This window comes from Viridibacillus arvi, assembly GCF_001274945.1.
In the GTDB taxonomy this organism is placed as follows: Bacteria; Bacillota; Bacilli; order Bacillales_A; family Planococcaceae; genus Viridibacillus; species Viridibacillus arvi.
Genome location: NZ_LILB01000009.1, coordinates 123,798 through 149,495, shown reverse-complemented (window position 1 = coordinate 149,495; position 25,698 = coordinate 123,798). Strand labels below are relative to the sequence as shown.

General features: G+C 35.6%; 24 protein-coding genes and 1 other annotated feature. Of the genes, 6 read left to right on the top strand and 18 right to left on the bottom strand.

Annotation, left to right across the window (positions count from 1 at the left end):
- Positions 1-17: 17 nt before the first annotated feature.
- Positions 18-551, bottom strand: a complete 534-nt coding sequence (locus AMD00_RS21935; RefSeq protein WP_193741098.1) for an NfeD family protein — start codon at positions 549-551, stop codon at positions 18-20.
- A gap of 240 nt (positions 552-791) precedes the next feature.
- Here AMD00_RS21935 and AMD00_RS21930 point away from each other — a divergent pair, with 240 nt between their 5' ends.
- The 3 genes from AMD00_RS21930 (at position 792) to AMD00_RS21920 (ending at position 4,681) form a co-directional block, all read left to right on the top strand.
- Positions 792-1,412 (top strand): DUF47 domain-containing protein, encoded by a 621-nt coding sequence (locus AMD00_RS21930; protein WP_053419127.1) that lies wholly within the window; start codon positions 792-794, stop codon positions 1,410-1,412.
- 14 nt (positions 1,413-1,426) lie between these two features.
- Positions 1,427-2,425 carry an inorganic phosphate transporter gene (locus AMD00_RS21925; RefSeq protein WP_053419126.1) on the top strand — a complete coding sequence of 333 codons (999 nt, stop codon included), beginning with the start codon at positions 1,427-1,429 and terminating at the stop codon, positions 2,423-2,425.
- Positions 2,426-2,563: 138 nt separating this feature from the next.
- On the top strand, positions 2,564-4,681 hold the full coding sequence (locus AMD00_RS21920; RefSeq protein WP_053419125.1) for an MMPL family transporter: 2,118 nt from the start codon (positions 2,564-2,566) through the stop codon (positions 4,679-4,681).
- 41 nt (positions 4,682-4,722) lie between these two features.
- Here AMD00_RS21920 and AMD00_RS21915 read toward each other — a convergent pair whose 3' ends face one another.
- The 5 genes from AMD00_RS21915 to AMD00_RS21900 all read right to left on the bottom strand — a co-directional run bounded on the left by AMD00_RS21915 (position 4,723) and on the right by AMD00_RS21900 (position 7,047).
- A complete protein-coding gene (locus AMD00_RS21915; RefSeq protein ID WP_053419124.1) occupies positions 4,723-5,328 on the bottom strand; it encodes an alpha/beta hydrolase in 606 nt (201 codons plus the stop codon).
- Between the two features lie 28 nt (positions 5,329-5,356).
- Complete coding sequence (locus tag AMD00_RS23340; RefSeq protein ID WP_169786380.1) at positions 5,357-5,584, bottom strand: hypothetical protein; 228 nt, start codon at positions 5,582-5,584, stop codon at positions 5,357-5,359.
- A gap of 113 nt (positions 5,585-5,697) precedes the next feature.
- Positions 5,698-5,841 (bottom strand): hypothetical protein, encoded by a 144-nt coding sequence (locus tag AMD00_RS24360; protein WP_407701132.1) that lies wholly within the window; start codon positions 5,839-5,841, stop codon positions 5,698-5,700.
- Between the two features lie 152 nt (positions 5,842-5,993).
- Complete coding sequence (locus tag AMD00_RS21905; RefSeq protein WP_053419123.1) at positions 5,994-6,461, bottom strand: hypothetical protein; 468 nt, start codon at positions 6,459-6,461, stop codon at positions 5,994-5,996.
- 46 nt (positions 6,462-6,507) lie between these two features.
- Complete coding sequence (locus AMD00_RS21900; RefSeq protein WP_053419122.1) at positions 6,508-7,047, bottom strand: histidine phosphatase family protein; 540 nt, start codon at positions 7,045-7,047, stop codon at positions 6,508-6,510.
- A gap of 81 nt (positions 7,048-7,128) precedes the next feature.
- Positions 7,129-7,328: a binding site (T-box leader), on the top strand.
- A gap of 40 nt (positions 7,329-7,368) precedes the next feature.
- Here AMD00_RS21900 and proS point away from each other — a divergent pair.
- A complete protein-coding gene (gene proS / locus AMD00_RS21895; RefSeq protein ID WP_053419121.1) occupies positions 7,369-8,799 on the top strand; it encodes a proline--tRNA ligase in 1,431 nt (476 codons plus the stop codon).
- Positions 8,800-9,256: 457 nt separating this feature from the next.
- On the opposite strand, the gene AMD00_RS21890 is transcribed toward proS, so the two are convergent.
- Both AMD00_RS21890 and AMD00_RS21885 read right to left on the bottom strand, forming a co-directional pair.
- The gene (locus tag AMD00_RS21890) at positions 9,257-9,877 is read right to left on the bottom strand and encodes an NUDIX hydrolase (RefSeq protein ID WP_053419120.1); all 621 of its coding nucleotides are present in this window, start codon (positions 9,875-9,877) and stop codon (positions 9,257-9,259) included.
- A 9-nt stretch (positions 9,878-9,886) separates the two neighbouring features.
- Positions 9,887-10,966 (bottom strand): AI-2E family transporter, encoded by a 1,080-nt coding sequence (locus tag AMD00_RS21885; protein WP_053419119.1) that lies wholly within the window; start codon positions 10,964-10,966, stop codon positions 9,887-9,889.
- 208 nt (positions 10,967-11,174) lie between these two features.
- Between AMD00_RS21885 and AMD00_RS21880 the strand changes: the two genes are divergently transcribed.
- Complete coding sequence (locus AMD00_RS21880; protein WP_053419118.1) at positions 11,175-13,028, top strand: LTA synthase family protein; 1,854 nt, start codon at positions 11,175-11,177, stop codon at positions 13,026-13,028.
- Positions 13,029-13,211: 183 nt separating this feature from the next.
- On the opposite strand, the gene AMD00_RS21875 is transcribed toward AMD00_RS21880, so the two are convergent.
- Positions 13,212-14,909: a M3 family oligoendopeptidase gene (locus AMD00_RS21875; RefSeq protein ID WP_053419117.1), complete on the bottom strand. Its 1,698-nt coding sequence runs from the start codon at positions 14,907-14,909 to the stop codon at positions 13,212-13,214.
- 210 nt (positions 14,910-15,119) lie between these two features.
- Here AMD00_RS21875 and AMD00_RS21870 point away from each other — a divergent pair, with 210 nt between their 5' ends.
- Positions 15,120-16,157 carry an SEC-C metal-binding domain-containing protein gene (locus tag AMD00_RS21870; RefSeq protein ID WP_053419116.1) on the top strand — a complete coding sequence of 346 codons (1,038 nt, stop codon included), beginning with the start codon at positions 15,120-15,122 and terminating at the stop codon, positions 16,155-16,157.
- Between the two features lie 37 nt (positions 16,158-16,194).
- Here the strand turns inward: AMD00_RS21870 and AMD00_RS21865 are convergent, their stop codons facing one another.
- The 9 genes from AMD00_RS21865 to AMD00_RS21825 form a co-directional block, all read right to left on the bottom strand.
- Positions 16,195-16,614 (bottom strand): NUDIX hydrolase, encoded by a 420-nt coding sequence (locus tag AMD00_RS21865; protein WP_322787057.1) that lies wholly within the window; start codon positions 16,612-16,614, stop codon positions 16,195-16,197.
- A gap of 18 nt (positions 16,615-16,632) precedes the next feature.
- Positions 16,633-17,193: a YdcF family protein gene (locus AMD00_RS21860; protein ID WP_053419115.1), complete on the bottom strand. Its 561-nt coding sequence runs from the start codon at positions 17,191-17,193 to the stop codon at positions 16,633-16,635.
- Between the two features lie 97 nt (positions 17,194-17,290).
- Positions 17,291-17,725 carry a GNAT family N-acetyltransferase gene (locus tag AMD00_RS21855; RefSeq protein WP_053419114.1) on the bottom strand — a complete coding sequence of 145 codons (435 nt, stop codon included), beginning with the start codon at positions 17,723-17,725 and terminating at the stop codon, positions 17,291-17,293.
- Between the two features lie 13 nt (positions 17,726-17,738).
- Complete coding sequence (locus AMD00_RS21850; protein WP_053419113.1) at positions 17,739-18,452, bottom strand: AAA family ATPase; 714 nt, start codon at positions 18,450-18,452, stop codon at positions 17,739-17,741.
- 185 nt (positions 18,453-18,637) lie between these two features.
- Positions 18,638-20,764: a cellulose biosynthesis cyclic di-GMP-binding regulatory protein BcsB gene (locus AMD00_RS21845; protein ID WP_053419112.1), complete on the bottom strand. Its 2,127-nt coding sequence runs from the start codon at positions 20,762-20,764 to the stop codon at positions 18,638-18,640.
- Positions 20,761-22,032: a glycosyltransferase family 2 protein gene (locus tag AMD00_RS21840; RefSeq protein WP_053419111.1), complete on the bottom strand. Its 1,272-nt coding sequence runs from the start codon at positions 22,030-22,032 to the stop codon at positions 20,761-20,763. The genes AMD00_RS21845 and AMD00_RS21840 overlap by 4 nt, the downstream gene beginning before the upstream one ends.
- Positions 22,025-23,740 carry a DUF2334 domain-containing protein gene (locus AMD00_RS21835; protein WP_053419110.1) on the bottom strand — a complete coding sequence of 572 codons (1,716 nt, stop codon included), beginning with the start codon at positions 23,738-23,740 and terminating at the stop codon, positions 22,025-22,027. Before AMD00_RS21835 ends, AMD00_RS21840 begins: the two co-directional genes overlap by 8 nt.
- Complete coding sequence (locus AMD00_RS21830) at positions 23,730-24,587, bottom strand: diguanylate cyclase domain-containing protein (RefSeq protein ID WP_053419109.1); 858 nt, start codon at positions 24,585-24,587, stop codon at positions 23,730-23,732. Before AMD00_RS21830 ends, AMD00_RS21835 begins: the two co-directional genes overlap by 11 nt.
- Entirely contained in the window at positions 24,562-25,662 is a 1,101-nt protein-coding gene (locus AMD00_RS21825) for a glycosyl hydrolase family 8 (protein WP_053419108.1), read from the bottom strand. The genes AMD00_RS21830 and AMD00_RS21825 overlap by 26 nt, the downstream gene beginning before the upstream one ends.
- Between the last annotated feature and the right edge of the window lie 36 nt (positions 25,663-25,698).

Here is a 25,698-nt window from a genome sequence, read left to right as displayed (position 1 = left end):
TCATTTCCCCCTTTTATCTATTTTGAAAACATCGGCTCATATGCTCTGACATAGACCGTGCCTTCTTTTACTTCTACTATAAGGACCTGTTGGTTATACTCAATTTCTTCATTATCAAAACCGACAGCACGTTTTGAAATTAAACCATTTACAGTTTCAATAACAACTTCACCAAACCCATCAACAGGAATAGGTACAATTACCTTACCAATTTGCCCTGCCAATGACTCATCTGTATACGCCATTGATACTTCTGCTGATTTTAATGGTAATAAGATAAAGAAATAGAGTAATACACTTAATACGGTAGAGATAATTGTTGCAAATGCGATGATCACGATACTAGAAAATGACGTTAAACTTTCAAAGATGAAACCAATTGCTGCAAAGAATGTTAGAAAAGAAAGAATAACCGCTGGATTAAAAAACGGAATACCTTCTCCTACACCATCAATTACATCTCCGAAAAATAAAAATAAGACCATGCATACCGCAAGAATTATTAGGGAATATAAATACACTTGTTGGATTGCTATACCAAACAGTTCTATTAGACTCACCTCTCATACTTATGTTATTTTCCTTACAATACGTTATACGGTTAAGCGGAGGGAAAGTTTCATTTTTTTCAAATATTTTACACATTTTATTTAGAATTATTTCTAATATTACGGGAATGTAAATTTTAGTCGAAATTATGTAAATAATGTGGGGATTCCTATTGCATTTTGTTATGATTGTGTAGCGTTAAAAGAGATTGATAAGTTGATATTCAACCTAGGAGGATTCACATGTTTAGCTCAAAAAAACAAGACCCTTTTTTTGCGTCGCTGTTGAAAATTGCAGAATCAGTTAATGAAGCTGTTCATTATGCAAATGATTTTAAAATTACAAGCATCGCAGATTTAAAAGAGCTTAGCGTAACATTAAAACAGTATGAGACCGATGGAGATAAATTAATTCATGAATTAATTTTCATGTTAAACAAATCATTTATGACACCGATCGAACGTGAAGATATTTTGGAATTAGCTGTACGTATGGATGATGTACTTGATGGCATTGAAGGCTGTATCGCCCACTTCGAAATGTTCTCATTAACAGAGGTAGACGACTATATGCGTGATTTCCTTAAATACATCGTAAAAAGTACAGATGAAATTGTCGCAGCAATGGGACATTTAACAAACAAAAAACTGATCGCTATGCGTGATCATTCCATCCTCATTAAAGACTATGAGCGCAAATGTGATGACGTTCTTCGCACATCAATTAAACAACTATTCTTACATGAAAAAGATCCTATTCGCATAATTCAATTCAAAGATATTTACGAACAACTTGAAGAAGTAGCTGATTATTGCCAAGATGTTGCTAATACTATGGATACAATTATAATGCGTAACGCCTAGGAGATGTAGATATATTGGATACTGTTCTATTTTTAACCATTCTTGTTGTAGTTTTCGCACTATTATTCGACTTCATTAATGGTTTTCACGATACTGCAAATGCCATCGCAACTGCTGTTTCTACACGTGCATTACCTCCTCGTGTAGCTGTCTTAATGGCCGCAACTATGAACTTTATAGGTGCAATAACATTTACAGGGGTAGCAAAAGCATTGGCCAAAGATATCGTTGACCCTTTTTCAATTGATAACGGGGTTATCATTATTTTAGCCGCTTTGTTATCCGCAATTATTTGGAACTTAGTAACTTGGTATTATGGTATTCCATCTAGTTCATCGCATGCTCTAATCGGCTCCTTAGCTGGTGCAGCGATTGCTGCTGCAGGTTTTGCTGTATTGAACTATGAAGGATTTATCAAAATTATTAAAGCATTAATCTACTCGCCATTTATTGCTATCGTAGCTGGTTTTATCATGATGTCCATTTTCAAAGTGTTATTCAAAGACTTAAACTTATACCGTACTAATAAAGGATTCCGTAGACTACAGATCTTCACTGCTGCGGTACAATCTTTTACCCATGGTACAAACGATGCCCAAAAATCAATGGGTATTATTACAATGGCTTTAATCGCTGCTGGATTACAAACTGGTGACGATATTCCAATGTGGGTACGAATTGCAGCTGCAACAGCAATGGGATTAGGTACATCTATTGGTGGATATAAAATTATCAAAACTGTTGGCGGTAAAATCATGAAAATCCGACCTGTTAACGGTGCAGCTGCTGATTTAGCTTCTGCCGCTGTTATTTTCGGAGCTACACAACTTCACTTACCTGTAAGTACAACACATGTTATCTCATCTTCTATTATGGGGGTTGGTTCAGCTCAACGTGTTAAAGGTGTTAAATGGGGCGTAGCAAAGAAAATTGTTCTTACGTGGATTATCACTTTACCAACATCTGCAATAATGGGAGCAGCCATCTTCTTTGTTCTCAACTTATTTATTTAATAATGACCTTAATAGGTTTCCATTCGTTATCGGATGGGAACTTTTTTTATGTAAAAATTTTTGACTGTTTAACGACAAAGTAAGACAGTATGCTTTACACTAATTCATAGAGTTGTTTAAGAAAGGTGGTACATACATTTGCAATACTTATCTCGATTTATAACAAAATATTATAAAATAATCGCAACGGTTTGGTGTGCATTGTTCATTATCTTTGCTTACTTTGCTATTCAAATACCTGGTCAATTAAAAGGCGATGGTTTTAAAGTAAATGGCGATCATCAAGCGGTTATGAACGAACTAACAGAAGAATTTGGTCTACCTGCTGAAACCATATTTGTCGTATTTGATAATGTCAAAGACGTAGATATTAAAGCGACTTTACAGAAAATCGAAGAGGTAAAGGAAATCGATTCTATTCAATCTCCTTTAAAAAACTCTGAACTTCATAAAAAAAATATCTCCTATGCTATTTTAAATTTCGATAATACCATAGAAGATATGGCAATTGTAGTACCGAAGATACGAGATAAAATAAACAATAAACAAGGAATTACTATTACAGGTGGGTCGGTGATCTCATCCGATCTTAATACAGCCAGTCAAAAGGATTTAGCTAACGCAGAAGCAATTGGATTGCCCATCGCAGTACTTGTGTTATTACTAGCATTTGGTAGCGTTGTCGCTTCAATTCTCCCAATTGTAATTGGTATCATTACTGTCGTATCTGCGTTTGGCATACTATCTATGCTGAGTGGACAGTTTGATTTATCGATCTTCATAATGAATATTATTCCTATGCTTGGACTCGCACTCAGCATAGATTTCGCATTATTGTTTATCAATCGTTATCGTGAGGAAAGATTGCACTCTACCATTCAACAAGCTGTGCAAACAACGATTCAAACTGCCGGACGCTCGATTATTTTTTCTGCATTTTGTGTCATGATTGGTCTCGGTGCGATGATTGTTATCCAAGTAGAAATATTCCATAATATCGCACTAGGTGGTACGATTGCAGTTTTCCTAGCAGTTGTTGCTTCATTAACTTTGTTACCTGCAAGCATATTGTTATTAGGTGATCGCTTAAATAAATGGACGATTATTCGGGTGAAACCGAATAGTGAATCACGTTGGCGTAATTTTGCAACACTAGTTATGAAACGTCCAGTGACAATTGCTATTATTTCCTTGATTATCTTAGGAATCGGTATTGTCCCTGTGAAGGATATGAAACTAACCATTCCAACAATGGATGCTTTACCCACTTCATATGATTCTCGTACTTCTTTTGAGAAACTACAAAAAGAATTTAATTTAGGCAAAAATTCTACAGTTTACTTATTAGCAGAACGTGAAGATGGATGGGATTCCAAAGCTGGTTTAAATGCCATCTTAAAGCTACAAAAAGCATTACAGAATGATGACTTAGTCCTCGATGTGAAGACCATTTTCACGGAATCTAAAATCAATCGGGTAGAGGACTGGCAGCAAAGTATGGAAAACCTTTCTGCTAGCGAACAATTAAAACCCTTAAAAGAAACTTTTATACATGACAAACAGTTATTTATCCCAATTACATTAGATGCTAAAGGAGCTTCTACAAAGGCACAAGATTGGGTGAGAAAGTGGTCGGATAAAGATTTAAACATGAACTTTAAGCTTGGTGGAGAAGCGAAGTTTAATCAAGAGATTTTCGATGAAATTTCAAATAAAATCGTCATAGCCCTATCCATTATTATTATCTCTACATTCTTTATTCTAATGCTTGCATTCCGTTCTGTGTTAATTCCTATAAAAGCTATTTTAATGAATATTATTGGCTTATCATCAGCTTTCGGAATTCTCGTATATATCTTCCAATACGGAAGTTTCGGAATAGAGGAAGGGACAATCGTATTAATCATACCTGTTATTACATTTTGCCTTGTATTCGGCTTAAGTATGGACTATGAAGTATTCCTTATCTCAAGAATTCAAGAAGAATATGAAAAAGGCGCGAGTAATACACGCGCTACGATTGATGGACTTACTTCTACAAGTAAAATCATTACATCTGCTGCGTTAATTATGATTGTTATTACAGGTGCATTTGCCTTCACAGATGTAATGCCTGTGAAGCAAATAGGTGTCGGCATTGCCATTGCCATTGCTATTGATGCGACAATTATACGTCTAATGCTCGTACCAAGTCTGATGAAATTATTAGGTGACTGGAACTGGTGGATGCCGTTTCAAAAGAAAAATCGCAAATAAAAAAGAGGTAACCTTAATCAGGTTGCCTCTTTTCATATTTATTAAAAGTGAGTTGCATACCAAGCTTTTGCTGCTTTTAGTTCATCATGTGTTAATTGATGACCATAGTCGCTCCAATATACTTCTACTTTTGCCCCTGCTGCTGTTAACAATCCTTCTAAATCTTTAGATTCTTGAGGAGGGCACATATAATCATTTTTACCGGCGCCAATCCAAACTGGTAACTGTGTTAATACTGGCACTTCAATGTCTCTTCTTGGAACCATTGGATGATGCAAAATAGCACCTTTCACAACTGGCCCATTACGGAATAACAAATTACCTGCAATATTTGCCCCGTTAGAATAGCCAATTGCTACAACATTCTCTCGATTAAAGCTATATCGCTCAGCTGCTTCGTCTATAAATTCAGCCAATTCCTTTGTACGGACCTCTAAATCAGCCATATCAAAAACGCCTTCTGCTAAACGTCTGAAAAAGCGTGGCATGCCATTCTCTACTACATTTCCTCGTACACCTAAAAGAGAAGCTGTTGGATCAATCTCTTTTGCTAAAGAGATTAAATCATGTTCATTCCCACCAGTACCATGTAACAACAACAATGTTGGCTTACTATCATCAGTACCTTTAATGAAAATATGTTGCACGGAGAATCCCCCTATCTATATTCTATAATTAATATCTTGAATTCGAGATAATTATAAATTGAACAGTACTAGGAGTCAATGAATATGCTTTGGAACCTTGCGTAGGATGATTCTTATAAAATAGTTGAATTGAAAGGACAATCAATATAACTGCAATTATTACGACAGAAATTAATGTAATAACTGTTTTTTTACCAGACATAAAATTCCCTACTTCCTTTAGCATTCCTTTACGAGAACTATCCGATCTCGACATGTATGCCGTTCTCAAAAATTTCTTCTTTATAATGTTTAATAAGATAATCATGTTCAATTTCGATCCTGCGGAATCCATATTTTTGATACAGCGCTAGTTGCCCAATGCTAAAGTTACCAGTAGCAATTAGAATTCGATGAACCAGCTGTCGCTTCACTTATGGCGTACTGAACATGTGACTTACCAAAGCCACTTCCTTGCCATTTTACGACTACCGCAATGTTCATTATCTGGATAGTTTCTGTATTATAAATCAACAAAACGACCACCCAACACTCGCCCGCCATACTCGCGATAAACATTTACCATCGCGAATATATTGTGCAATCAAGTGCTCAGACGGATCAGCTAGTAACAGCAAGTCCACTGGTGGCCGCTCATATACCGCCAATAAACGATATTGTTAGCATCATTTTTTAGACGGCTTAAAGCCTTCAGAATATAAATAGTTTTCCGCATCATCACGAGTTCCGAAGCTTTCTTCTAAATTGAAGCCATGATAAACATTCCAAAAAGGATCTTCTTCTACTAAAAGAAGTTGGTCATCATTACGGTTACGCCAACTTTGCTCAATTCTCACTTCAGGAACTACTTCATCTATTTCAGATAAGTACATAAGGGAATCTTCAATAATTTCTCGTAGCTCTTGCTCAGAAAAATCACGAATATTTACTAAACCACGATCGTCTGTTTTATAACGTAATAAATCTCCTACGTAAACAAAACCGTTACCGTTTGGGTGTAATTTTTCTACCACAATTTTTTTCTCATATTGGCTACCATCAAAGTGATAATTTAATCGTTTCATCGAAATTTCTTTACGAGTTAATTGAGGGAAACTTTCGATGATCGCTTGTTTTTGTTCAAATGTTAACATAATTTACTCCTTTTTCGTTTGCATTCATCCTTTAGTATAGCATTTTTTACATATCAATTCGCTTTATATCAACATCTTGTCCATCTTTCGTCAATAAAAACACATCAGGATTTCTCATAGTTTTCCAACCTGTAAAACCAAATTTCGAATTGTATTTTGTAATGAGTAATGATAATAGATTGCCATGCGAAACAATTGCAGTATCAGTTGTAGATGATTCGAGTAATTCATTGATTAACTGTTCAATTCGTGCAACTGCTTCTTTGCTTGATTCTCCACCTATGTACCTCAAATTTTCATCAAGAAAAGTTTGTTCCAACTTTTCTAACCAATCATCAAAATTTTGTGTACTTAATACACGTTCAGCTAACCTTTCATCTTGTTCAATTTCTATTTTCATTTTCTTAGAAAATGGTTCTATCGTTTGAATTGCTCTTGTAAAAGGACTAGAAATAATTCTCTTTATATCGTATTGTTGTAATCTCTCTGCTAATTGTTTAGCCTGCTCAATCCCATCAACGGTTAACACTGCCTCTACTTCTTGCCCCGAAGCCTTACAATGACGAATAATATAAATTTTCTTCATTAACAACTCCCCCATCTTTTGAATAATATTATATAGTATTGACATACTATTTAGACAATACTATAATCACAAACAACAATAATTAAAACAAAGACAAGGATTAGTAAAGAATAGCCTGTTTTTATAGAGAGAGAATTGATTGGTGGAAGATTCTTATTAACAGCTTCTTGAACCTACCTTCGAGTTCGTCATTGAAAAATGATGCGGCGACAGTCGTTAACATGTTTGAGAGTAAAGCTTCGCTTTAAATAAGGGTGGTACCGCCGTAATGGGTCCCTTATTTAAGGCGGAGCTTTTTATTTTAAAGAAGAGGTGTTTATAATGGCAAAACAATTTGTAAAAGACGTAACGGCAATGGATGAGGATTTTGCTCAATGGTATACAGACGTTGTAACAAAAGCTGATTTAATCGATTATTCAAGCGTTCGTGGTTCTATGATTATCCGTCCTTATGGCTATGCATTATGGGACAATATCAAAAATGAACTTGATGCAAAACTAAAAGAAACAGGGCATGAAAATGTCTATATGCCTCTTTTCATACCTGAATCCTTATTACAAAAAGAGAAAGATCACGTTGAAGGATTTGCTCCTGAAGTGGCATGGGTTACGCATGGTGGGGATGAAAAACTACAAGAGCGCTTAGTTGTCCGCCCAACATCAGAAACACTATTCTGCGAACACTACGCTAATATTATTCATTCTTATCGTGATCTACCAAAACTTTATAACCAATGGGCTAATGTCGTCCGCTGGGAAAAAACAACACGCCCATTCTTGCGTACACTCGAGTTTTTATGGCAAGAGGGGCATACTGCTCACGCTACTCAAGATGAAGCGCAAGAAGAAACATTACGTATGTTAAATGTGTATGCTCAAATTTGTGAAGAGTACTTAGCTATTCCTGTATTAAAAGGTCAAAAAACTGAGAAAGAAAAATTCGCAGGCGCTGAATCCACTTACACAATCGAAACGCTAATGCATGACGGGAAAGCATTACAATCAGGAACATCACATAACTTCGGAGATGGTTTTGCACGTGCATTTGATATTAAATACCTTGATAAAGAAGGCAAACAACAATTTGTTCATCAAACATCTTGGGGGTTCACAACACGTATAATAGGGGCACTTATTATGGTTCATGGTGATGATCGTGGTTTAGTCGTTCCTCCACGTATTGCGCCAACACAAGTAATGATTGTACCAATTGCTCAACATAAAGAAGGCGTCCTGGATTTTGCTTATGATTTAAAAGAACTTCTTGGAAAAGTGGCACGAGTTAGTATTGATGCTAGTGACAAAAAACCAGGTTGGAAATTCAATGAATATGAAATGAAGGGTATTCCAGTACGCCTTGAAGTAGGACCAAAAGACATCGAAAATAATCAAGTGGTTCTAGCCCGTCGTGATTCAGGAGAAAAAATTATCGTGTCACTTGATGAACTAGAAGTAAAATTGCCTGCTATGTTAGAAGCAATTCAAAATGATTTATATAATAAAGCACTAAATCACCGCGAAGAAAACACATTTAGCGTTCAAACATTTGATGCATTCAAAGCACAGCTTGAAGAAAAACAAGGGTTTATCAAAGCCATGTGGTGTGGTGACCAAGCGTGTGAGGATAAGATAAAAGAAGAAACAGGTGCAACTTCCCGATGTATGCCATTTGAACAAGAACGTATCTCAGAAGTATGTATCTGTTGCAGCAAACCAGCAGAAAAAATGGTCGTATGGGCCAAGGCATATTAAATGCTGATGGCGCTTGACCAGACTCGATAGGCGTTGGAGGGCTCGAACACAAGACGCTTTTTGTCTTGTGCCGAGAGACCGAAACGACCCGAGAGTCTAGCGCCTGAAGCTGGATATCTAATTAAATGCTTCAGACGCTCGGTCAGCTGCGAGGTCGTTGGAAGAAGAAAGCCAAAGTCTCACTTTGACTTTGAGCGACCGACTGAATCGACCCGAGCCGCTAGCGCCTGAAGCTGGATATTCCTAATGCTGAAGTGGCCCGTCTAAATGAAGGTAGCCTAAAACCGCCACGTCCTGTGGCAACGGCTATCTGACCAACATCCTGTCGGCCCTCGACTAGCACTGGAAGGGTCGAATCAAAGGCTCCCTTTGACTTTGAGTGTCAGATTGCTCACTAAAAAAACGTCACCTAGCTTCAACAAAACAAAAAGCACGTTGCATTTGCAACGTGCTTCTCTTATAAAACTTCTGTTAATCTTGCTAAAACATTATCCATATAGGATGCATTATGCTCAACAAAATCAGCGTGTATAGCATTTTTTACAAGAGGTATCTTCTTTCCATCTTCGATGATTTCAAACCCCTCGACATATAGAGTTTTACACTTACCTGAGTAGAAGTCCTGCACTGTACCTAGCTCTGCTCGAACAATACCAGCAACTTCTTCCTCTTGTAATTGAAATCCTACAAAGTCTGCATCACTAAATACATAGTACACATGAGCAAATTCCATATCGATCATCGGTGGCTGTTGGATACACGTTTCAAATACCCCAAGCTTTTTCATATCATCAACCGTAAGTGACAATCCAAGCTCCTCTTGTAATTCACGAATACCATCTTCAGCTCGCTCATTCGCTAGCAAATGCCCAGCGGCCGTTATATCAAACTGATTTGCATAATCCTTCTTACAAGCGCTTCTGAGCTGAAAATAAAGATAGTACTTATCTTCTATCTTACTAACAAGCCAGCAATGGAAAGTCTCATGCCAAAAGCCTTTCGCGTGTACCTCTTCTCTAGTTGCCTCACCAATAGGTTCATGTTCATCATTAAATATTCTTAATAATTCACTGTCCATATTTGGCACCTACACATTCTTTGTTGCAGCTGAACGAATTTCTTTACGATGTTCATAAATATTTTTCACAATTACTTTCCCAACCGCATAAGCTGGTACACCAAGTAAGATACCTAGGAATCCTGCAATATTACCTGCGGCCAAAATGATTGTAATAACAGTCAGTGGGTGAATATCTAATGATTTACCCATAACATTCGGTGTAATTAAATTACTATCAATTTGTTGCGCTACTAAAGTTACAACACACACCCAAATGGCTAACTTCGGGTCTTGTAAAAATCCAATAATTAGGGCTGGGACAAATGCAATCCACGGTCCAATAAATGGAATGACATTCATGAAAAATGCAAAAACAACTAATAACAATGCGTAATCCAATCCAATTATTAAATAACCGATATACATCATAGTAGCTAATAATAGACTAATTAGTAGTTGTCCTTGAATATAAGAGCGCAGCACATCATCAATATCCGACAGTGTTTTCTTTATCCATTCACGACGATTCCCAGAAAACAGTTTATACATTGATGGCGCAAATTTCTCATGATCCTTTAACATGAAAATAAAGAAGAAAGGCACCAATATTAAGATAAATGCCCATGACACAATCGTTTGTATTAGTTGTACTAAAAATACACTTGTCATTACTGCGTATTTTTGAATAGAGTTTGCCATCTTATCTATAAATTCATTTACTTGATCTGGAAAACTTCCACGATTATCTTGGATATAATCAGCCATATCTGTAATTTCACTTGCTAAATAAGGTGTGCTCTTTACTAAATGATTCATCTGCTCTGCAATAGAAGGACCAATCAACGAGACAAAGCCCCCAAGTGCCCCTATTAATGCAATAATTATGGTCAAAATACTTGCCCAGCGCGGAAATTTACGTTTCTCTAAAAAACGCTGAATTGGCTCTGTTATGTAATATAAAATTCCTCCTAATAAAAGTGGAGTAAAAATTGCGCTCGCAATAATAACCACTGGATAAAACAAATGTTTAATTTCTAAAAAATACTTAACTATTAATAAAGCGAGTAATATTCCGACACCTGTTTGAAACCATAATTTTTTCGTCACAAACTTCACTTCCTTATCGCCTTAATGGGCCCATTTTATCATTAAGTATACGATATTTTATGTAGGAAAAGAAATCAAACAGTTATAATAGAAAATACAATAATACAAATATTCTAAAAAAAATAAGTAATTCCAGTGACATTAGTTGATTTTCCAGTTGGGTGTTGTTACGTTATTTAGTAGAACTTTACATAAAGGTGATGGTGTAATGAAAAGCAATTGGGCTCATGTGGCCAAGAAATATTTACTACATCCATATACTCTCATTCTCGCCGTATTACTTGTGAAGATAATCGCATTTCGTACGGTGATTTTCCACAACCGCTCGGTTTCACAAATTGTGTTACTAGAGTATCCAATGTGGGCTTTGGCACTTACTCTTGTCGTAGTGTTATTTAAAAAGCGTACATGGCTTGCTGTATGGATTTTTAATGCTGTTTTATCTACTTTATTTATCGTCATATTGTATTACACTCGGTATTTTTCAACCTTACCTTCCTATTATGACGTCAAGCAAATCTATCAATCTCATTCAGTCGGTGGTACAGTTGCATTACTTGGAACCCCCTATGATTACCTTTTTTTCTTAGATATTATTTTATTTCTACCTTTGATTCACTATTTCACTAAAGACAAACAACCACTTTACTACAATGGTGCTAGAAAAGGGCTTCTGGCTTTCACATGTATAAGTGTTATAACGACAGGCCTAGCATTTAGGCAACCACTGATTGATGTATCTTATTTCGCAAAAGAAAATGGCTACTTGCAATCACAAGTCGTCCAATTATATGCTCGAAGTTTTGGTGTCGCACTTGCTACTCAAGAAAAGCTAACTGATGCCGATCTTGAAAAACTAAAGGGCAATGACTATGTTCCATTTAACAAGCACCAAACATTTGGTGTCGCTAAAAATCGCAACGTCTTTGTAATTCAAGTAGAATCATTACAAAACTTTGTCATTAACCGAGATATTAATGGACAAGAAATTACACCAAATCTGAATAAGCTATTAGAAGATAGCGCGTATTTCAATAATGTTTACCAACAAATCGGTGCAGGCAACACTTCAGATGCTGAGTGGGTTATGCATACAGGACTTTATCCTGAAGGCATGGACCCTACTGTCAATTTGCTAAAGGATTCAGAAGTTGCTTCCTTACCTCGAATGCTGAGTGAAGAAGGTTACGGTACAGCCACATTTCATGCAGATGATATATCGTATTGGAATCGTAATAAGCTATATCCTGCACTTGGTTTTAACCATGTTTTTACATCAGAGGATATTCCAGAACAACAAATTATCGGGTTTGGTCCTGCAGATGAAGTAACATTTCGTTTTGCTGAATCACAAGTACAGAGCTTGTTACAACAATTTAATCGAGTTTACGCCAATATCATTACACTAACTAGCCATACGCCATTTAAAATGCCTGAAGACTACAAATATCTAGAATTACCAACGAAATTCAACGACACATATGTTGGAGACTATTTACAATCAGTTCGTTATACAGATAGGCAAATTGGTCAATTTGTTGCGAATCTTAAACGGTTAGGAATGTACGATAATTCCGTTATTCTCATTTATGGTGATCATTCTGGTTTACATGGAAAACCTGTAACAGAAGAAGACCAATTGCTATTAGAAGATTTGCTTGGTCATCCTTACAATTTGAATGATCGATTCATAGTACCTGTACTATTTACGGTACCAGGAATTTTTGATAATGAGCAAATTTCACATCTTGGTGGACAAACGGATTTAATGCCTACACTTTTGAATTTGCTTGGCATTGAACCTACTTCACAGCTCATAGGACATAACTTATTCCAATATGAACATAATCTACTCGGTATGCGCTATTACTTGCCTGGGGGCTCTTATATAAGCGATCACACGATGTATATCGCACCAAGTGCTCAACATCCCGCCTCATTGTTAACGAGGGAAACAATGAAAAAGGCAAAGCTCACAAACAGATCACAAAAAAATATAAATAATACATTAACGATACTGCAATACTCCGATCAACTTCGGCGAGAGCAAATCGGACAATAGTAGAAAGCCTTATTGAAAACTTAAATTCAATAAGGCTTTTTTATGCATAAACAATTTTGCTACATTATAAATGGTCATCTACTATTTTATTTATTAGGCTCAATATAAATGAAAAAACTCGCCCTCTCAATCATTAAAATGATTAAAAAGGACGAGATATTACCGGTGCCTAATAGATACCTTTTACAATTTGTCATCTTCAACTGAATTTAGGTATTCCTCAATTGAATCAATGACAGATTCAACACAACCTTCTTCAAAAGGCGATACTAGATTCGCTTCCGCTACAAGATTAGTGAAAGATTGTGATCCCCCTAATTGGCAAAGGTGGATATAATCTGCCCATGCTTCCTCGTGATTTTCTCTTGAGCGTTTCCAGAATTGGAATGCACAGATCTGCGCTAACGTGTAATCAATATAATAGAACGGACTAGCATAAATATGAGCTTGACGCTGCCAGAAACCGCCTTGTTCTACATATTCAATACCATCATAGTCACGGTGTGGCAAGTAAATTTCCTCTATTTTCTTCCAAGCAGCTTTTCGATCTGCTGGTGTCATTTCAGGATTTTCATAAACAACATGTTGGAATTCGTCTACAGCTACTCCATATGGTAAGAATAATAACGCTCCACTTAGATGAGCAAATTTGTATTTTTCAGTATCTTCTTTGAAGAATAGCTCCATCCAAGGCCATGTGAAGAATTCCATACTCATAGAATGGATTTCACAAGACTCAAATGTTGGCCAAATATATTCTGGGATACCAATATTACGGCTCGTATATACTTGGAAAGCATGGCCTGCTTCATGTGTTAACACATCAATATCACCAGAAGTACCATTAAAGTTTGAGAAAATGAACGGTGATTCGTAATCATCGATAAATGTACAATAACCGCCCCCCTCTTTTCCTTTTTTCGCTACTAAATCCATCAAATCATTGTCAATCATGAAATTGAAGAATTCAGCAGTTTCTGGGGATAACTCTTCATACATTTTTTTACCGTTTTCCACAATCCATTCAGGTGTTCCTTTTGGTGTTGCGTTACCTGTTAAGAAATTTAATCCTTCATCTTGGTATTTTAATTTATCTACACCTATGCGTTTTGCTTGGCGTTCATATAATTTATTTGCTACAGGAACAATATAATCTCTTACTTGATCACGGAATTTTTTTACCATTTCAGCGTTATAATCAATACGATTCATTTGAATATAACCTAGTTCAACAAAGTTTTTATAACCTAATTTCACTGCCATTTCATGACGTACTTTTACAAGCTCATCATAGATCTCATCAAATTTCGCTTCATTTTCCTTAAAGAAACCAAAACTTGCTTCTTTTGCTTTTTTACGAGTTTCAGCGTTTGTCGATTCTCCATAAGGGCCTAATTGTGCAAGCGTTAATACTTCACCATTAAAATCAATTTGAGCTGAAGCTACTAATTTAGAATACTCCGACGTTAGTTTGTTCTCTTTTTGCATCAATGAGATGAGATCAGGTGAGAACGATTTAATTTGGTATTCTGCTAAATCAAATAATTGCTGTCCCCACTTCTCTTGCAATTCTTCTTTAAACGCTGAAGTTGTTAGAGCTTTATAGTATTCAGTGACTAAATCATCCATCTCAGGGTTAATCTCATCGAAATAGTCTCTCTCTTGTTGATAAAATTCATTATTTGTATCAATAGAAGCACGAATTTCTACTAAAGTAGATTGAGTAGAAAAATTATTACGTAATTCATTAATAGCACTGATCACTGCACTTTGTTCTTCTACTGTTTGAGCAGCTTTAAATTCCTCTAAAAGTTTGTGGAATTTACTTTTAGTTGCTGCTAAATCTGGTTTTTTATATTCATAGTCTTTAAATGTTGTCATATGTATCCTTCTCCCCTTTATCTTTCGATAGTCGAAACGTTAAGCTTATTGTTCAATATTTTCAGAAATATTGCAACTATTATTGTCGTAATTAGTTAAAAAAATGGTATTTAATTACTTATTTAAAATACTACGTCTAAAAGACTTATGTTTTAGCTCATTTTGTGCTAACCTATTTTCATGCCTAATTATAAAGTGAGGTGCTTTACATTGATAGGTCGTAACGATCCTTGTCCATGTGGCAGTGGTAAAAAATACAAAAAATGTTGTGGTAAAAATGCAGTAGGAGATATTTCAACACTAGTAAGTGAAGATATCGATCGCATCGTGGAAGGTTTTGTAAAAGAATCCTTTAATACAGCTGACTATCATGCATTAGAAAAACGCAATCATCAATGGCAAAATGCATTAAATCATGCATTTGCAGACAGTTTAATAGATACAATTGCTATGGAAACATATATTTATATTGATCGCCCAAATTTGTGGAGAAACTATTTAAATAAACAATTAGCACAACCTATTCGTCCGCAAGTAAAAGATATTCTATCAGCTTGGTTAACACCGACTTTCTTACTTGCAAAAGTTGAGTCGCAAAATGGCGAATTAATTACTTTAATAGATGAAGTATCTAAAAAACGTTATTTGATGACTGGCTCTCCATCTAAGAAATTCAGCGGTAACTGGTTATTCGGTATTTTCATGCCAGATAAGCGCAAAGGTGAAAATGGTTTAACTGCAACAAGTAGCGTTATTTTCATCCCAAATGACAAAGTAAACATTTCAAAAGCTTTAGCTAGCAAGCTTGAAAGTAATGTTACTGATTCATTTGAATTGTACAAAACGTTCCTAGAAGCTGTTGCTCCAGAAGTTCAATCAGAAGTGGCAACTACTGTTGTTGAAGAAGTACCTGTGACTAAAGCTGTTGAAGTAGAGAAAACAGTAACAGAAAGTGAACTATCACCTTTCCAAACTGAAATTCTTGAACTAGTGCAGCAATACGTAACTGAATACAATCTATCTGCTGATGCATTCACTGCCTTACTACAACAATATTTAGAACAAAACACAGTAAAAGCTAAAAAAGCCAATACTGTCGCTGCAGGTGCAGTGCTTGCTGGACAAGCTGCTGCTATCATACCTGAAGGCGGTTTATCAAAAGTCAAAGATGTTGCAGCATACTACGAAGTATCCGCTTCATCTGTGTCAAAATATCGCGACCAAATTAGCGAATTTTTAGCACAATAACAAAAAGGCAATCCAATTAGGGATTGCCTTTTTATTTTTATTTTAATGCTCGAATAAATTCCTGCAACAATGGTACATCGTCAGAATATGCCATCGATAAGGACGATAGCTCTTCACCCTTTTTCCATGCGATTTCATAAATTAAATTGTCGGGATCTGCATTAACTTGCTCTCCACCTATGATTTCCACATGAAAATAATGTACATCAATCTCAATCCCTAGCTCTTTAAGTTCGTTTGACTTCGTATAAAGTTCTCTTATCACTTTTACTTCATAACCTGTCTCCTCAAAAAATTCTCTACGACAGCATTCCTCAAACGTTTCATTACCTTCGACACCACCGCTAGGTACTGTCCATTTCTTATCTTCACCTGGTGCCGCTTGAAGAACCATCAATACTTCTCCGTTGTCATTTAAACAAACCCCTGCCGCACCTTGCCATTTATAAATACTCACTTAACAGCCTCCTATTAACTACCTACCCAGGATATATGATTTTACTAGTGCAAAACGTTCACGGAAACGTACTTTTGCCTCAATTATTTTCGGCGTTTTCGCTGTAACTACATCTACTTTAAGATCCAATCGATTAGCAAGCATCTTAGCTCTTGCTAAATGATAATCGCTTGAAATGATAGTTAAAGCACTAATATCCGCATCCAATAACTTTAAAGAATAAACAATATTTTCATAGGTATTTGTTGCTTTTCCCTCTATTATAATACGTTCAGGGCTTAAACCATGCTCAACTAGATATGCTTGCATAACAGACCCTTCCGTAGCATCTTCATCCGGCCCTTGACCACCTGACACAATCAACTTAACGTGAGGATATTGCTGTGCATATTGTAACGCAGCATCTAAGCGATAGGAAAGAGATTTTGATGGTACGCTCCCTTTCTTCACTTTGGCACCTAGCACAAGTGCATACTCATTGGAGCCATCTGCTTTCGGCTCTGCACCATCAGATAGCCATCTAGTTGTCACAACCCAAAAAGTTAAACCGACTACGACAACAATGCCTCCTCCAATCATTAAAAGCCTCCTTATTAAACCTTTCAACATATCAACCTCTTCCACTTTTTATTTGTTAACGATAAAGATGATGGAAAAGATTCACATATTAAAATCGTTATAAATCCTTCTCTAGTATTATTTTATGAGTACCTTTTTTACTTATAAATGTTTCGATAACATTAAAACCATGCTTAAGATTTAAAATAAGCATTGCTCTGCGGTGGTTTCTCCCTATTGTACGGATTTTCTTATATCCGCTCTCCTGTACTACTTTATGCTGTAGCTCCATTAAATGAGAAGCAACTCCTTGACCACGAAAATCCGTATGAACTCCGCCAAGCCAACTGTAAAACTTTCCTTCTTCTATCTCATACCCCAATTTAAATCCTGCTAACCTAGCATTATCTATAGCAACACAGCACAACAATTGAGGCTTCTCCTTCAGCTCGCTTACCTCTAGCTCTGCGCCTTCAAATATATGCTTATGAAGGTCTTGCATGCCTTTGACAAGCTCTTCATTAGGAACGCCCTTAATGTATGTATAATTCATTTTCCTCTCTCCCCTAATCATCGGCAAAAAGCTCATGTAAGATAGCTTGCCGATTATCTAAAAAACGTTTTGTTAAAATATAATGCAATGTTTCCTCATAACGTACTCCTTGAATCGGTTGACTATCAAAATCATAAATAGTCGCTCCTGGATAACCAAGTAAAATAGGTGAATGTGTTGCAATAATAAACTGTGCTTCACCTTCTAAATCTTTCATAATGCGCATTAATGATAATTGTCTAGCGGGTGATAATGCTGCTTCCGGTTCATCTAATAAGTAAATGGCTTTTTTGCCAAATCTATTTTTGAAAAGTGAAAGAAACGCTTCTCCATGGGATTGTTGATGTAATGATTTTCCCCCGTATGCTTTTAAATGCATAGGATCCGAATCGATATGTGATGCAAATTGATAAAACGTTTCCGCTCGAAGGAAAAAACCATTCATCACTTTTGGTGACCAAGATAACCGTAAGTGGTTCCCTAATACAGATTCTGCAGCATGTACTTCATATAAATTATTGCGACTTCCACCTGCTGTATTAAACTCACATTTATCAGCAATACCCTCTAGTAATGTTGATTTCCCGGAACCATTTTCACCTACAAAAAATGTTACATTTTGCGTAAATTCTAATGTTTCAAGTACTTGTAATGAAGGAATGCTGAACGGATATTCACTTAAATTTTCAGTACCGTCTTTTAATAAAGTTACTTTCTTTAGAAACATGCCATTTCCCTCCTTCTGAACATTTTCATAATTATAATAAAGATACCCTAAGAGCTATCAATGCTCCAAGGGTATTTAAATATAGCTAAAGTATAATAATTAATATCTGCCTTTTTATTGATTTCATTAGTAATTCATTTCTAAATAAGACTAGCCCATTTAATCTGAACTAGTCTTGTCTCAATCTATCTTAACTTCTTATACTTTCTTCTTTTAACCCTAAAAATCAACAATCCAATTAGTAAGAGTAATCCTGCGAACCCAACAATCCACCATTTTGAAATTGAGTTATTACTATTTCCATTTTTACTATCGATACTTAATTGCTTATTTGTTTTCACATATTCAGCATTAGTAAAAAATTGCTTGTCACTAGATTGTACAACGACTGTTGCCAATTCATCTGAGTTTATTATTTCTTCAAGAAAATTATTTTCCATATAATCTAGAGTTGACCCTTGATGATCTATTACAAGAATTGAATTATTGCCTTTACTCCAAGGGTTATTTTGGATCCAGCTAAATTGTTGAGCCGTTTCCGAAACAAAGCCCTCATCACTTAGTACAGCCTTATTCCCATTATATGAGACTATCAAATCAGTTGCCTTTTTTTGTAGCAAAGGTTGTTCATTCGGCCCGCCAATAAATATAACATTCGCTTTTTCAACATCATTAGCTGTTACTTGCTCAGCAGTTTTTAATTGTATAGTCGGTTGTTGAACACCTTGCAAAATCGCACTATATAACTTGAGTAATTGTCCATCTGAAACATCTGCTTTTTTAGGTAAGACAACAACCGTCATCCCTTCCTTACTTACAAACGGATAAGGAAATGCAGCAAATGTAATCCGCTTTTGTTCATTTGTATTTTGTATTATTGGGAATGTAAAACTACTATCCTTATCAATATAAATCCAACGTTTTTCATCTGTTTCTTTACAAGGATTATTCACGCCCAAACCAGTAGTTTGGAATTGCAAATCTATTAAACGGTTATCTCTAATAGCTTTGGCATCAATTGGTACACTTACATTATAAATTCCATCCTTACTATCTGCTAAGGTACGTAGATTCACCGAATGCGGTATATTATTTACATTTACGATTAACTCCATATTCGTACTAGTGTCTAATTCCGTTTGTTCTTTTATAGATGTAATACTCTCGGATTTCTTTAATTTTAGATTGAGTGTAAATGCTTTATTTAGTTGCGTATCAGCTGAAACATAGTAATAATAATGCGCGCTATTAGTACTCTGACTATCAAGGGTAATATTCTCTGCACCAAATTGTTCTAATGTGACACTACCATTCTGTGTCAATTTTAATTGTTTTGGTATATCCTTTATTGACAAATCTAAGCCGCTCAGTTGTTTTGAAAATTGTGGATTAGTTAAAATAGCCATTCTATCTTCTAAATCAGCTGCCTTGTTTGCTGTTACAAACATTGCTGAAGTTTCTTTCTGCCCTTGTTTTAACGTACGAATGGATAGGTTAAGTGCATTTGCTGTTTGCTTCACATTAGCATCTTGCCATAGTTTTTTTATATTTGAATTTGAAAATTCAGAAGGTACACCTATAAATACTACATTCTGATTTAATTCTTTTATTTTAGATTCTCTAATAATTTGTACTGTATTTTTTCTACCTGATTGATTTGTTAAGAAACTAGTCATCTGAAGTGCACTGTTTAACGAACTTGTTGAAGCCTTATCTGGTATTACAATATATACAGGTTGTTCCTCAGTTCCAACAAATTTAGTTGGATATTCACCTAACGAAACATCTGATTTTTTTACTAGACCATTCAACTGATAATATGAATTGATATTAAGTGTAAGCCAATTAGCTGAGGTACCTTGCTTAACGCAAATACCTTCTTTTAGCACACCATAATATTTAACAGTTACAGCATGAACTCCTTCTTTCAGAGCATCACCTTTAATTGGAACAGTCATTTCACGTACAGGCTTATCCCCATTAATTGCGATCGACTTTACCATTTTATTATCTATACTAACTGACAGAGATGATGGTGCAATTAGTAACTCAGAGTTTTCAGTATTCAATACAATTTTACTTTCTTGCCCTTTTGCATCCGCTACTAATTCATAGTAGAAAGTGACCTCACCTGCTGGGCCGTTTAATGTAATAGGCGAATTGGTAATCGGTTGTGTTTGGTTCGTGCCTTTAGTATTATTCACTTTTATTCCATCGACTGAAATTATAGTGTTAGCCTCAGTCTTTATCGGTGCCAAAGCCACTATAATTATGCATAATAAACTCGCTATTAATAACTGATATTGCTTCATTTTTTTTCCCCTTTATCTTTTTGTTCAAAGCGCTCTGTCTTGTACCATTTCACTTCTTGTTTAAATAACACCCTTTTCATCTCTAAAAATAATGAATAAACAACTAAAACAATCCACATTTGTGAATACGTAAAGTACATTAATATTACATAAAAGAAATTTGTTCGATTCATCTCTGCTTTTTCTATACTTAGCGTAATCATCACCTCAGCTAAGAATAAAAGGAATGCCAGGATCCATAGTGCAAGAGCTACATTTCCAATTGATAGATTTAAATCATAGAAGAGATTAATGATAAACAGAGTATTTGATAAAATAACACCGAAAAAGAATAGGAAGTACGTAAAGAAAAAATAAAATAAATCAAAAATAATACTTTTGCGTTTTAACTTAAAAAATTGACCCAAGAATTTAAGGACGACATATTGATTCCCTCGTGCCCAGCGAGTTCGTTGCTTCCACCAAACTTTTAGTGTTTCAGGTTCTTGTTCCCATGTTATAGCCTTAGGAAAGAATCGAATATGATAGCCTTTATTGTAAACACGAATGGTTAGCTCAGTGTCCTCAGCTAATGCTTTAACATCCCAACCACCAAGTTCTTCTACGATACTTCTTCGAATCGCAAAGTTAGTCCCCGGAATCGTCGCCACCTTGAACCATTTAAATCGGCCACCTTGCGCCATCCATTGAAAACAAATCGTTTCAATATTAATAAAACGTGTAAGCCATGTTTTTGCCGCATTAATTACTCGAAATTTACCAACCACTGCAGCTGCCTTCGGATCATTTACTAACCCCATGACTAAATACCAAACTGACATTTTCTCCGGCGTATTATCTGCATCATAAACAACAATTACTTCACTAGATGATTTTCTTAACGCCTCATTCAACGCAGATGACTTACCCTTCCCCTTATTTGGAGGCTCTGTTTCTAAGACGCGAATAAAGGAGTACCTTTCTGAAAACTGCCTTGCAATTTCACCTGTTCTATCTGAAGAATTATCATTTATAACAATTACTTCAAGTTTCTCTTTCGGATAATGTAACCGCGACATTGCTTGTAAAGTTTGCCCAATTACAACCTCTTCGTTATGTGCGGGTATAAAAACACTAACTGTGGGTAAATCAACCATTTTCTTTTCCCACTCAGGAATAACACGCTCAAATGTCTTAAAGTGAAGATAGCCACCTTGCATTAAGAACATATGGTATAAAAGCATAATCCATATTAAAAATAGCGCAATGTAGAATAATATATTAGCCATTTATATTTCGCTCCTCAAACAATCGTTTTCGCAGCTTTGTACGTAAACTCACAACATAAATAAAGAATGCTATAACAAATAATGCGACAATGATTGCTAAAATCCATAACACCATTTCAAATGGATTTTCTCCCATCCTTTGCTTTACTTTATCTGTCCATTTAATATGGGAGACTACTTTTAACTCTCCATCTTCTTGCTGAATCATGATGTTTTCAGACTGTACAATTTGTTTCGATTTCCGTAAGTCGAGCCATTCTAAATTGGGTACCTCTTCTATTAAACTCACCATTTCAGGCAAATACTCCAACCCTAAATATGGATGATAAAAACCGCCAATGACTGAGCCAGGAACCTGCTGCACTTTTTTTATTTTCTCTTCCATTTCTTTCAATGGCTCTGGCCTACTTGGATCAATAAAGCCAATCGTTTCAGGATATAATGTCATATCACTTAGTAGTGATGGCTTACTTATCATTAACGGCGCGCCCATTCTTTTCCACGTATCATCTGATAATTGAACTTGCCCGAATATAGATGTGAAATGTTGTGCAATAATGTCATATCCCGTTGAACTCATTGCATAGTGTGGCGCTTCAAAGGAAATTGGGTACAATTTTAATTCTGTTAATTTTTCAATAGAGAGCTTTATTTTATCTTCAATATATTTCTTCTCTATCTCATCGATTGATCCCAAATAGTGTCGATATGCTTCCTTTGTCGAAAAATCAGCTCTTTTTTTCATTTTTATAGGGTCATCACTAGCGCTAATCGATGAAATTTTTTGATTGTTTATTGAATCCCAAAACTCGAAACCTTCGCCTGTTTCTGTATATCGATACGTATGTGTATAGCCATGAGCAATAACCATACCGCCTAAGCTTTGTAAATGCTGTAGTACTTTCACAAGCTCTTTATTATCTTTTAATTGCACTTGCTCACCTGACTCACTATTCACATAAACAGGAATTAGTGCCATGTAAAAAGGAATACCCTTTTGTGCCAAATATTCACCTGTTTCCTTCACAAGTTTCGGATCTGATATAGGGGAAATATCTTCTAGACGAATATAGGCTAGATGTTTTATTGGTTCTTGCAAGTCTAGTAAATTAAATAATTCTCGTGACAAAATATAATTATCATTGGATAAAAAATTTGTTTTTGCTATATATGATGTATTTCTGTCTTTCACAATAACAGGATATTTATCATTTAAATTAGTACCTTCAACTAGCACTTCACTACCTTTTGGCGGTTTAACATATTCTATATTCATTAACTTAGAAAGAGGCTCTCCATCCAAAGTACGTAACGATTTGCTACCGAAGAATTGCCATTTTTCAAAGCGGGGGAGTTGTTCAGCATTTTTACCAAGAGCAATCAAATGGCCTTTAAATTGCTTTATAGCATTTAAAAATTGCGTTGGTAGATTACTTCTGTCTTCTCCTACAAATACGACGACATCTATATTTTTTATGGTTTCTATTGTTACTTGTTGCACACTCGACAACTGAACTTGATCAGATATTCCTGCAAAAATTGCTTCAAGGAATAGAGTGTCTGAATTCGCAATACCATCCGTTGACTGATAAACTACTAATATTGCTGGTTTCTTCTGATCTTTTGAGACTGAAGCGAATGTAGGTATACTTTGAATGCACATCACAATTATGATGGAAATCCCTAGAATCAACCGTTTATAGTTCATGAGAAACCATCTCACTTTCAACCCTACTGATAATCTCCTCATATGAAGTGTCTAGTTTCGGCTCATATACAAAATAACCAGTACGGAATGTCAAAGTTACATATTTGCCACTTAAAAGCTGGTGCGTTTTTATTTTGCTAGCCAGTTTATCGATTACTAAATCAATTGAATCGCCACCGGTTTCTGTCAATAAAATAGCAAAACGATCTGTATCATATCTGAATTTTTTATCTGTCAAACGCATTGCCTTATCCATTGTTTGAGCTAATCCCTGAAGCAAATGTTTTGTCTCTTTAGCACCATAAAGTCTATTAAAATCTTTTAAATGGTCGATCTGTAATAGAATTAGAGTAAATGATTTACCGTAACGATCAACACGCATCATCTCTTCTGTTATCGTTATTCCCATTCGATAGTTGTTATCAAAACCAGTTTCTACATCAACAGCGATAAAATTGCGTACTTCTTCTTGCAAGCGCTGATTCAGCTTTTCCCGGGCAATAATAACTTCTTGCAAGCGTCCTCCAATTAACACTAGAACAATCAGCATTAGTCCATATACCAAAAACAGTTGTATCGGCATCGTAAAGCTATTTGCAATCGCACTATCAGTGTAATTAAAGTAAATTAGAGCACTACCAATAATGAAGATAAAGATTAAACTAAAAATCAGACCTGTTACTGTTCCCAATATCAAGCTCACAATAATTAAAAGGATTAAAAAAATATATAAAAGAATTCCTTCTCTCTCATAATCCCACATGAAATAAGAAGGAATTTGTAATAACAAAATAAGTATCGTAATAAGCAATAGAGTTTGCTTATTTGTGTTTAAAAACCGCCCCATTCAATCCCTTCCTTTCTGCAATTAAGGGCAATAAATTATCAAATGCATGTGTTTCTAGCGTTTCTACATCAATGTATCCTCCGTAAAATTCCTGCTTTTTATTACTTTGTTGTAAAATCCGCATTCTATTATAAAGTTGCTGAGCAAACTTCTTATCACCACGTTCTAATGAAAATAAGATCGCCAATGCATAGACTGAAGGAGCTTCATAATTTACGGTTGGCCTAAGAGTCTCTGCATCATAACGGCCAAATAGCTTTCCTCCGTTTGTTGCAAAATCCATTTTCAAAAACTTCATTAGCTTGTCCGTATTACCTTTCCATTGAGTCGAATGATACCCGACATATAGCTGGTCAATTAAGTTGATTTCTTCATCATAGTAATAAGTAGCTTTTTCCACATCGTAATACTTTGGATAAAATGCATTTCTAGAGAGCGGAGCCTTTAATAGTAAATTACGGTTTGCTTCATATACATCAGAAGATATTAATCCCACACTTTGTAAATGTTCAAAACTAGAAGGAATGATATAGCTAAGAGTTACTTCATTACTCTGTTTTTTACTTTTTAAATCTACGTAATCAACCATTAGGTTATCTTTCAATTGGACACTAACAAAACTTTCCCCTAACTGTTGAGCGAGTTTTGTATATGCTGGATTTTCCCATCGCTCACCTGCATTAAATAGTGCATCCAAAATACGCAAATCATCAATAGCAGCGTTTGCAGCTGCCTTCTCTTCTCCATTTAGCTCCCAAGCAATTAAATTATCGTTAGTTAAAAAATAGCTTCGGAGCACTTCAACTTGATTATGGAACTGATTATAGCTATCTCTTTCAACTAAATATTGCATCCATAATCCAACTGATTCGGATAAATAGTTATCAGTTCGATCTGTCAAATTAGTGCGTATACGTCCATCCTTTTGGATAAGGTACTTTTGAGTAAATGCTTCTGTCTCAACTTTAGGTACCTCTGCTTGAAGCACTTTTAATTGCTTATCTGATTGTTCAAATGAAGAACACGAGCTTAAAATAAGCGCAGAAAATAGCAATAACATTGTTAGTATTCTCATATATAATACCCTTCCTATCAGGTCTACTAGATGACC

What these genes read in the sequence shown, in the direction of transcription:
- AMD00_RS21930 (WP_053419127.1), top strand. Translation starts at nt 792, where the DNA reads ATGTTTAGCTCAAAAAAACAAGACCCTTTTTTTGCGTCGCTGTTGAAA.
- AMD00_RS23340 (WP_169786380.1), bottom strand. Translation starts at nt 5,584, where the DNA reads ATGTCGAGATCGGATAGTTCTCGTAAAGGAATGCTAAAGGAAGTAGGG.
- AMD00_RS21905 (WP_053419123.1), bottom strand. Translation starts at nt 6,461, where the DNA reads ATGTTAACATTTGAACAAAAACAAGCGATCATCGAAAGTTTCCCTCAA.
- AMD00_RS21900 (WP_053419122.1), bottom strand. Translation starts at nt 7,047, where the DNA reads ATGAAGAAAATTTATATTATTCGTCATTGTAAGGCTTCGGGGCAAGAA.
- proS (WP_053419121.1), top strand. Translation starts at nt 7,369, where the DNA reads ATGGCAAAACAATTTGTAAAAGACGTAACGGCAATGGATGAGGATTTT.
- AMD00_RS21890 (WP_053419120.1), bottom strand. Translation starts at nt 9,877, where the DNA reads ATGGACAGTGAATTATTAAGAATATTTAATGATGAACATGAACCTATT.
- AMD00_RS21880 (WP_053419118.1), top strand. Translation starts at nt 11,175, where the DNA reads ATGAAAAGCAATTGGGCTCATGTGGCCAAGAAATATTTACTACATCCA.
- AMD00_RS21875 (WP_053419117.1), bottom strand. Translation starts at nt 14,909, where the DNA reads ATGACAACATTTAAAGACTATGAATATAAAAAACCAGATTTAGCAGCA.
- AMD00_RS21860 (WP_053419115.1), bottom strand. Translation starts at nt 17,193, where the DNA reads ATGATTGGAGGAGGCATTGTTGTCGTAGTCGGTTTAACTTTTTGGGTT.
- AMD00_RS21855 (WP_053419114.1), bottom strand. Translation starts at nt 17,725, where the DNA reads ATGAATTATACATACATTAAGGGCGTTCCTAATGAAGAGCTTGTCAAA.
- AMD00_RS21850 (WP_053419113.1), bottom strand. Translation starts at nt 18,452, where the DNA reads ATGTTTCTAAAGAAAGTAACTTTATTAAAAGACGGTACTGAAAATTTA.
- AMD00_RS21845 (WP_053419112.1), bottom strand. Translation starts at nt 20,764, where the DNA reads ATGAAGCAATATCAGTTATTAATAGCGAGTTTATTATGCATAATTATA.
- AMD00_RS21840 (WP_053419111.1), bottom strand. Translation starts at nt 22,032, where the DNA reads ATGGCTAATATATTATTCTACATTGCGCTATTTTTAATATGGATTATG.
- AMD00_RS21835 (WP_053419110.1), bottom strand. Translation starts at nt 23,740, where the DNA reads ATGAACTATAAACGGTTGATTCTAGGGATTTCCATCATAATTGTGATG.
- AMD00_RS21830 (WP_053419109.1), bottom strand. Translation starts at nt 24,587, where the DNA reads ATGGGGCGGTTTTTAAACACAAATAAGCAAACTCTATTGCTTATTACG.
- AMD00_RS21825 (WP_053419108.1), bottom strand. Translation starts at nt 25,662, where the DNA reads ATGAGAATACTAACAATGTTATTGCTATTTTCTGCGCTTATTTTAAGC.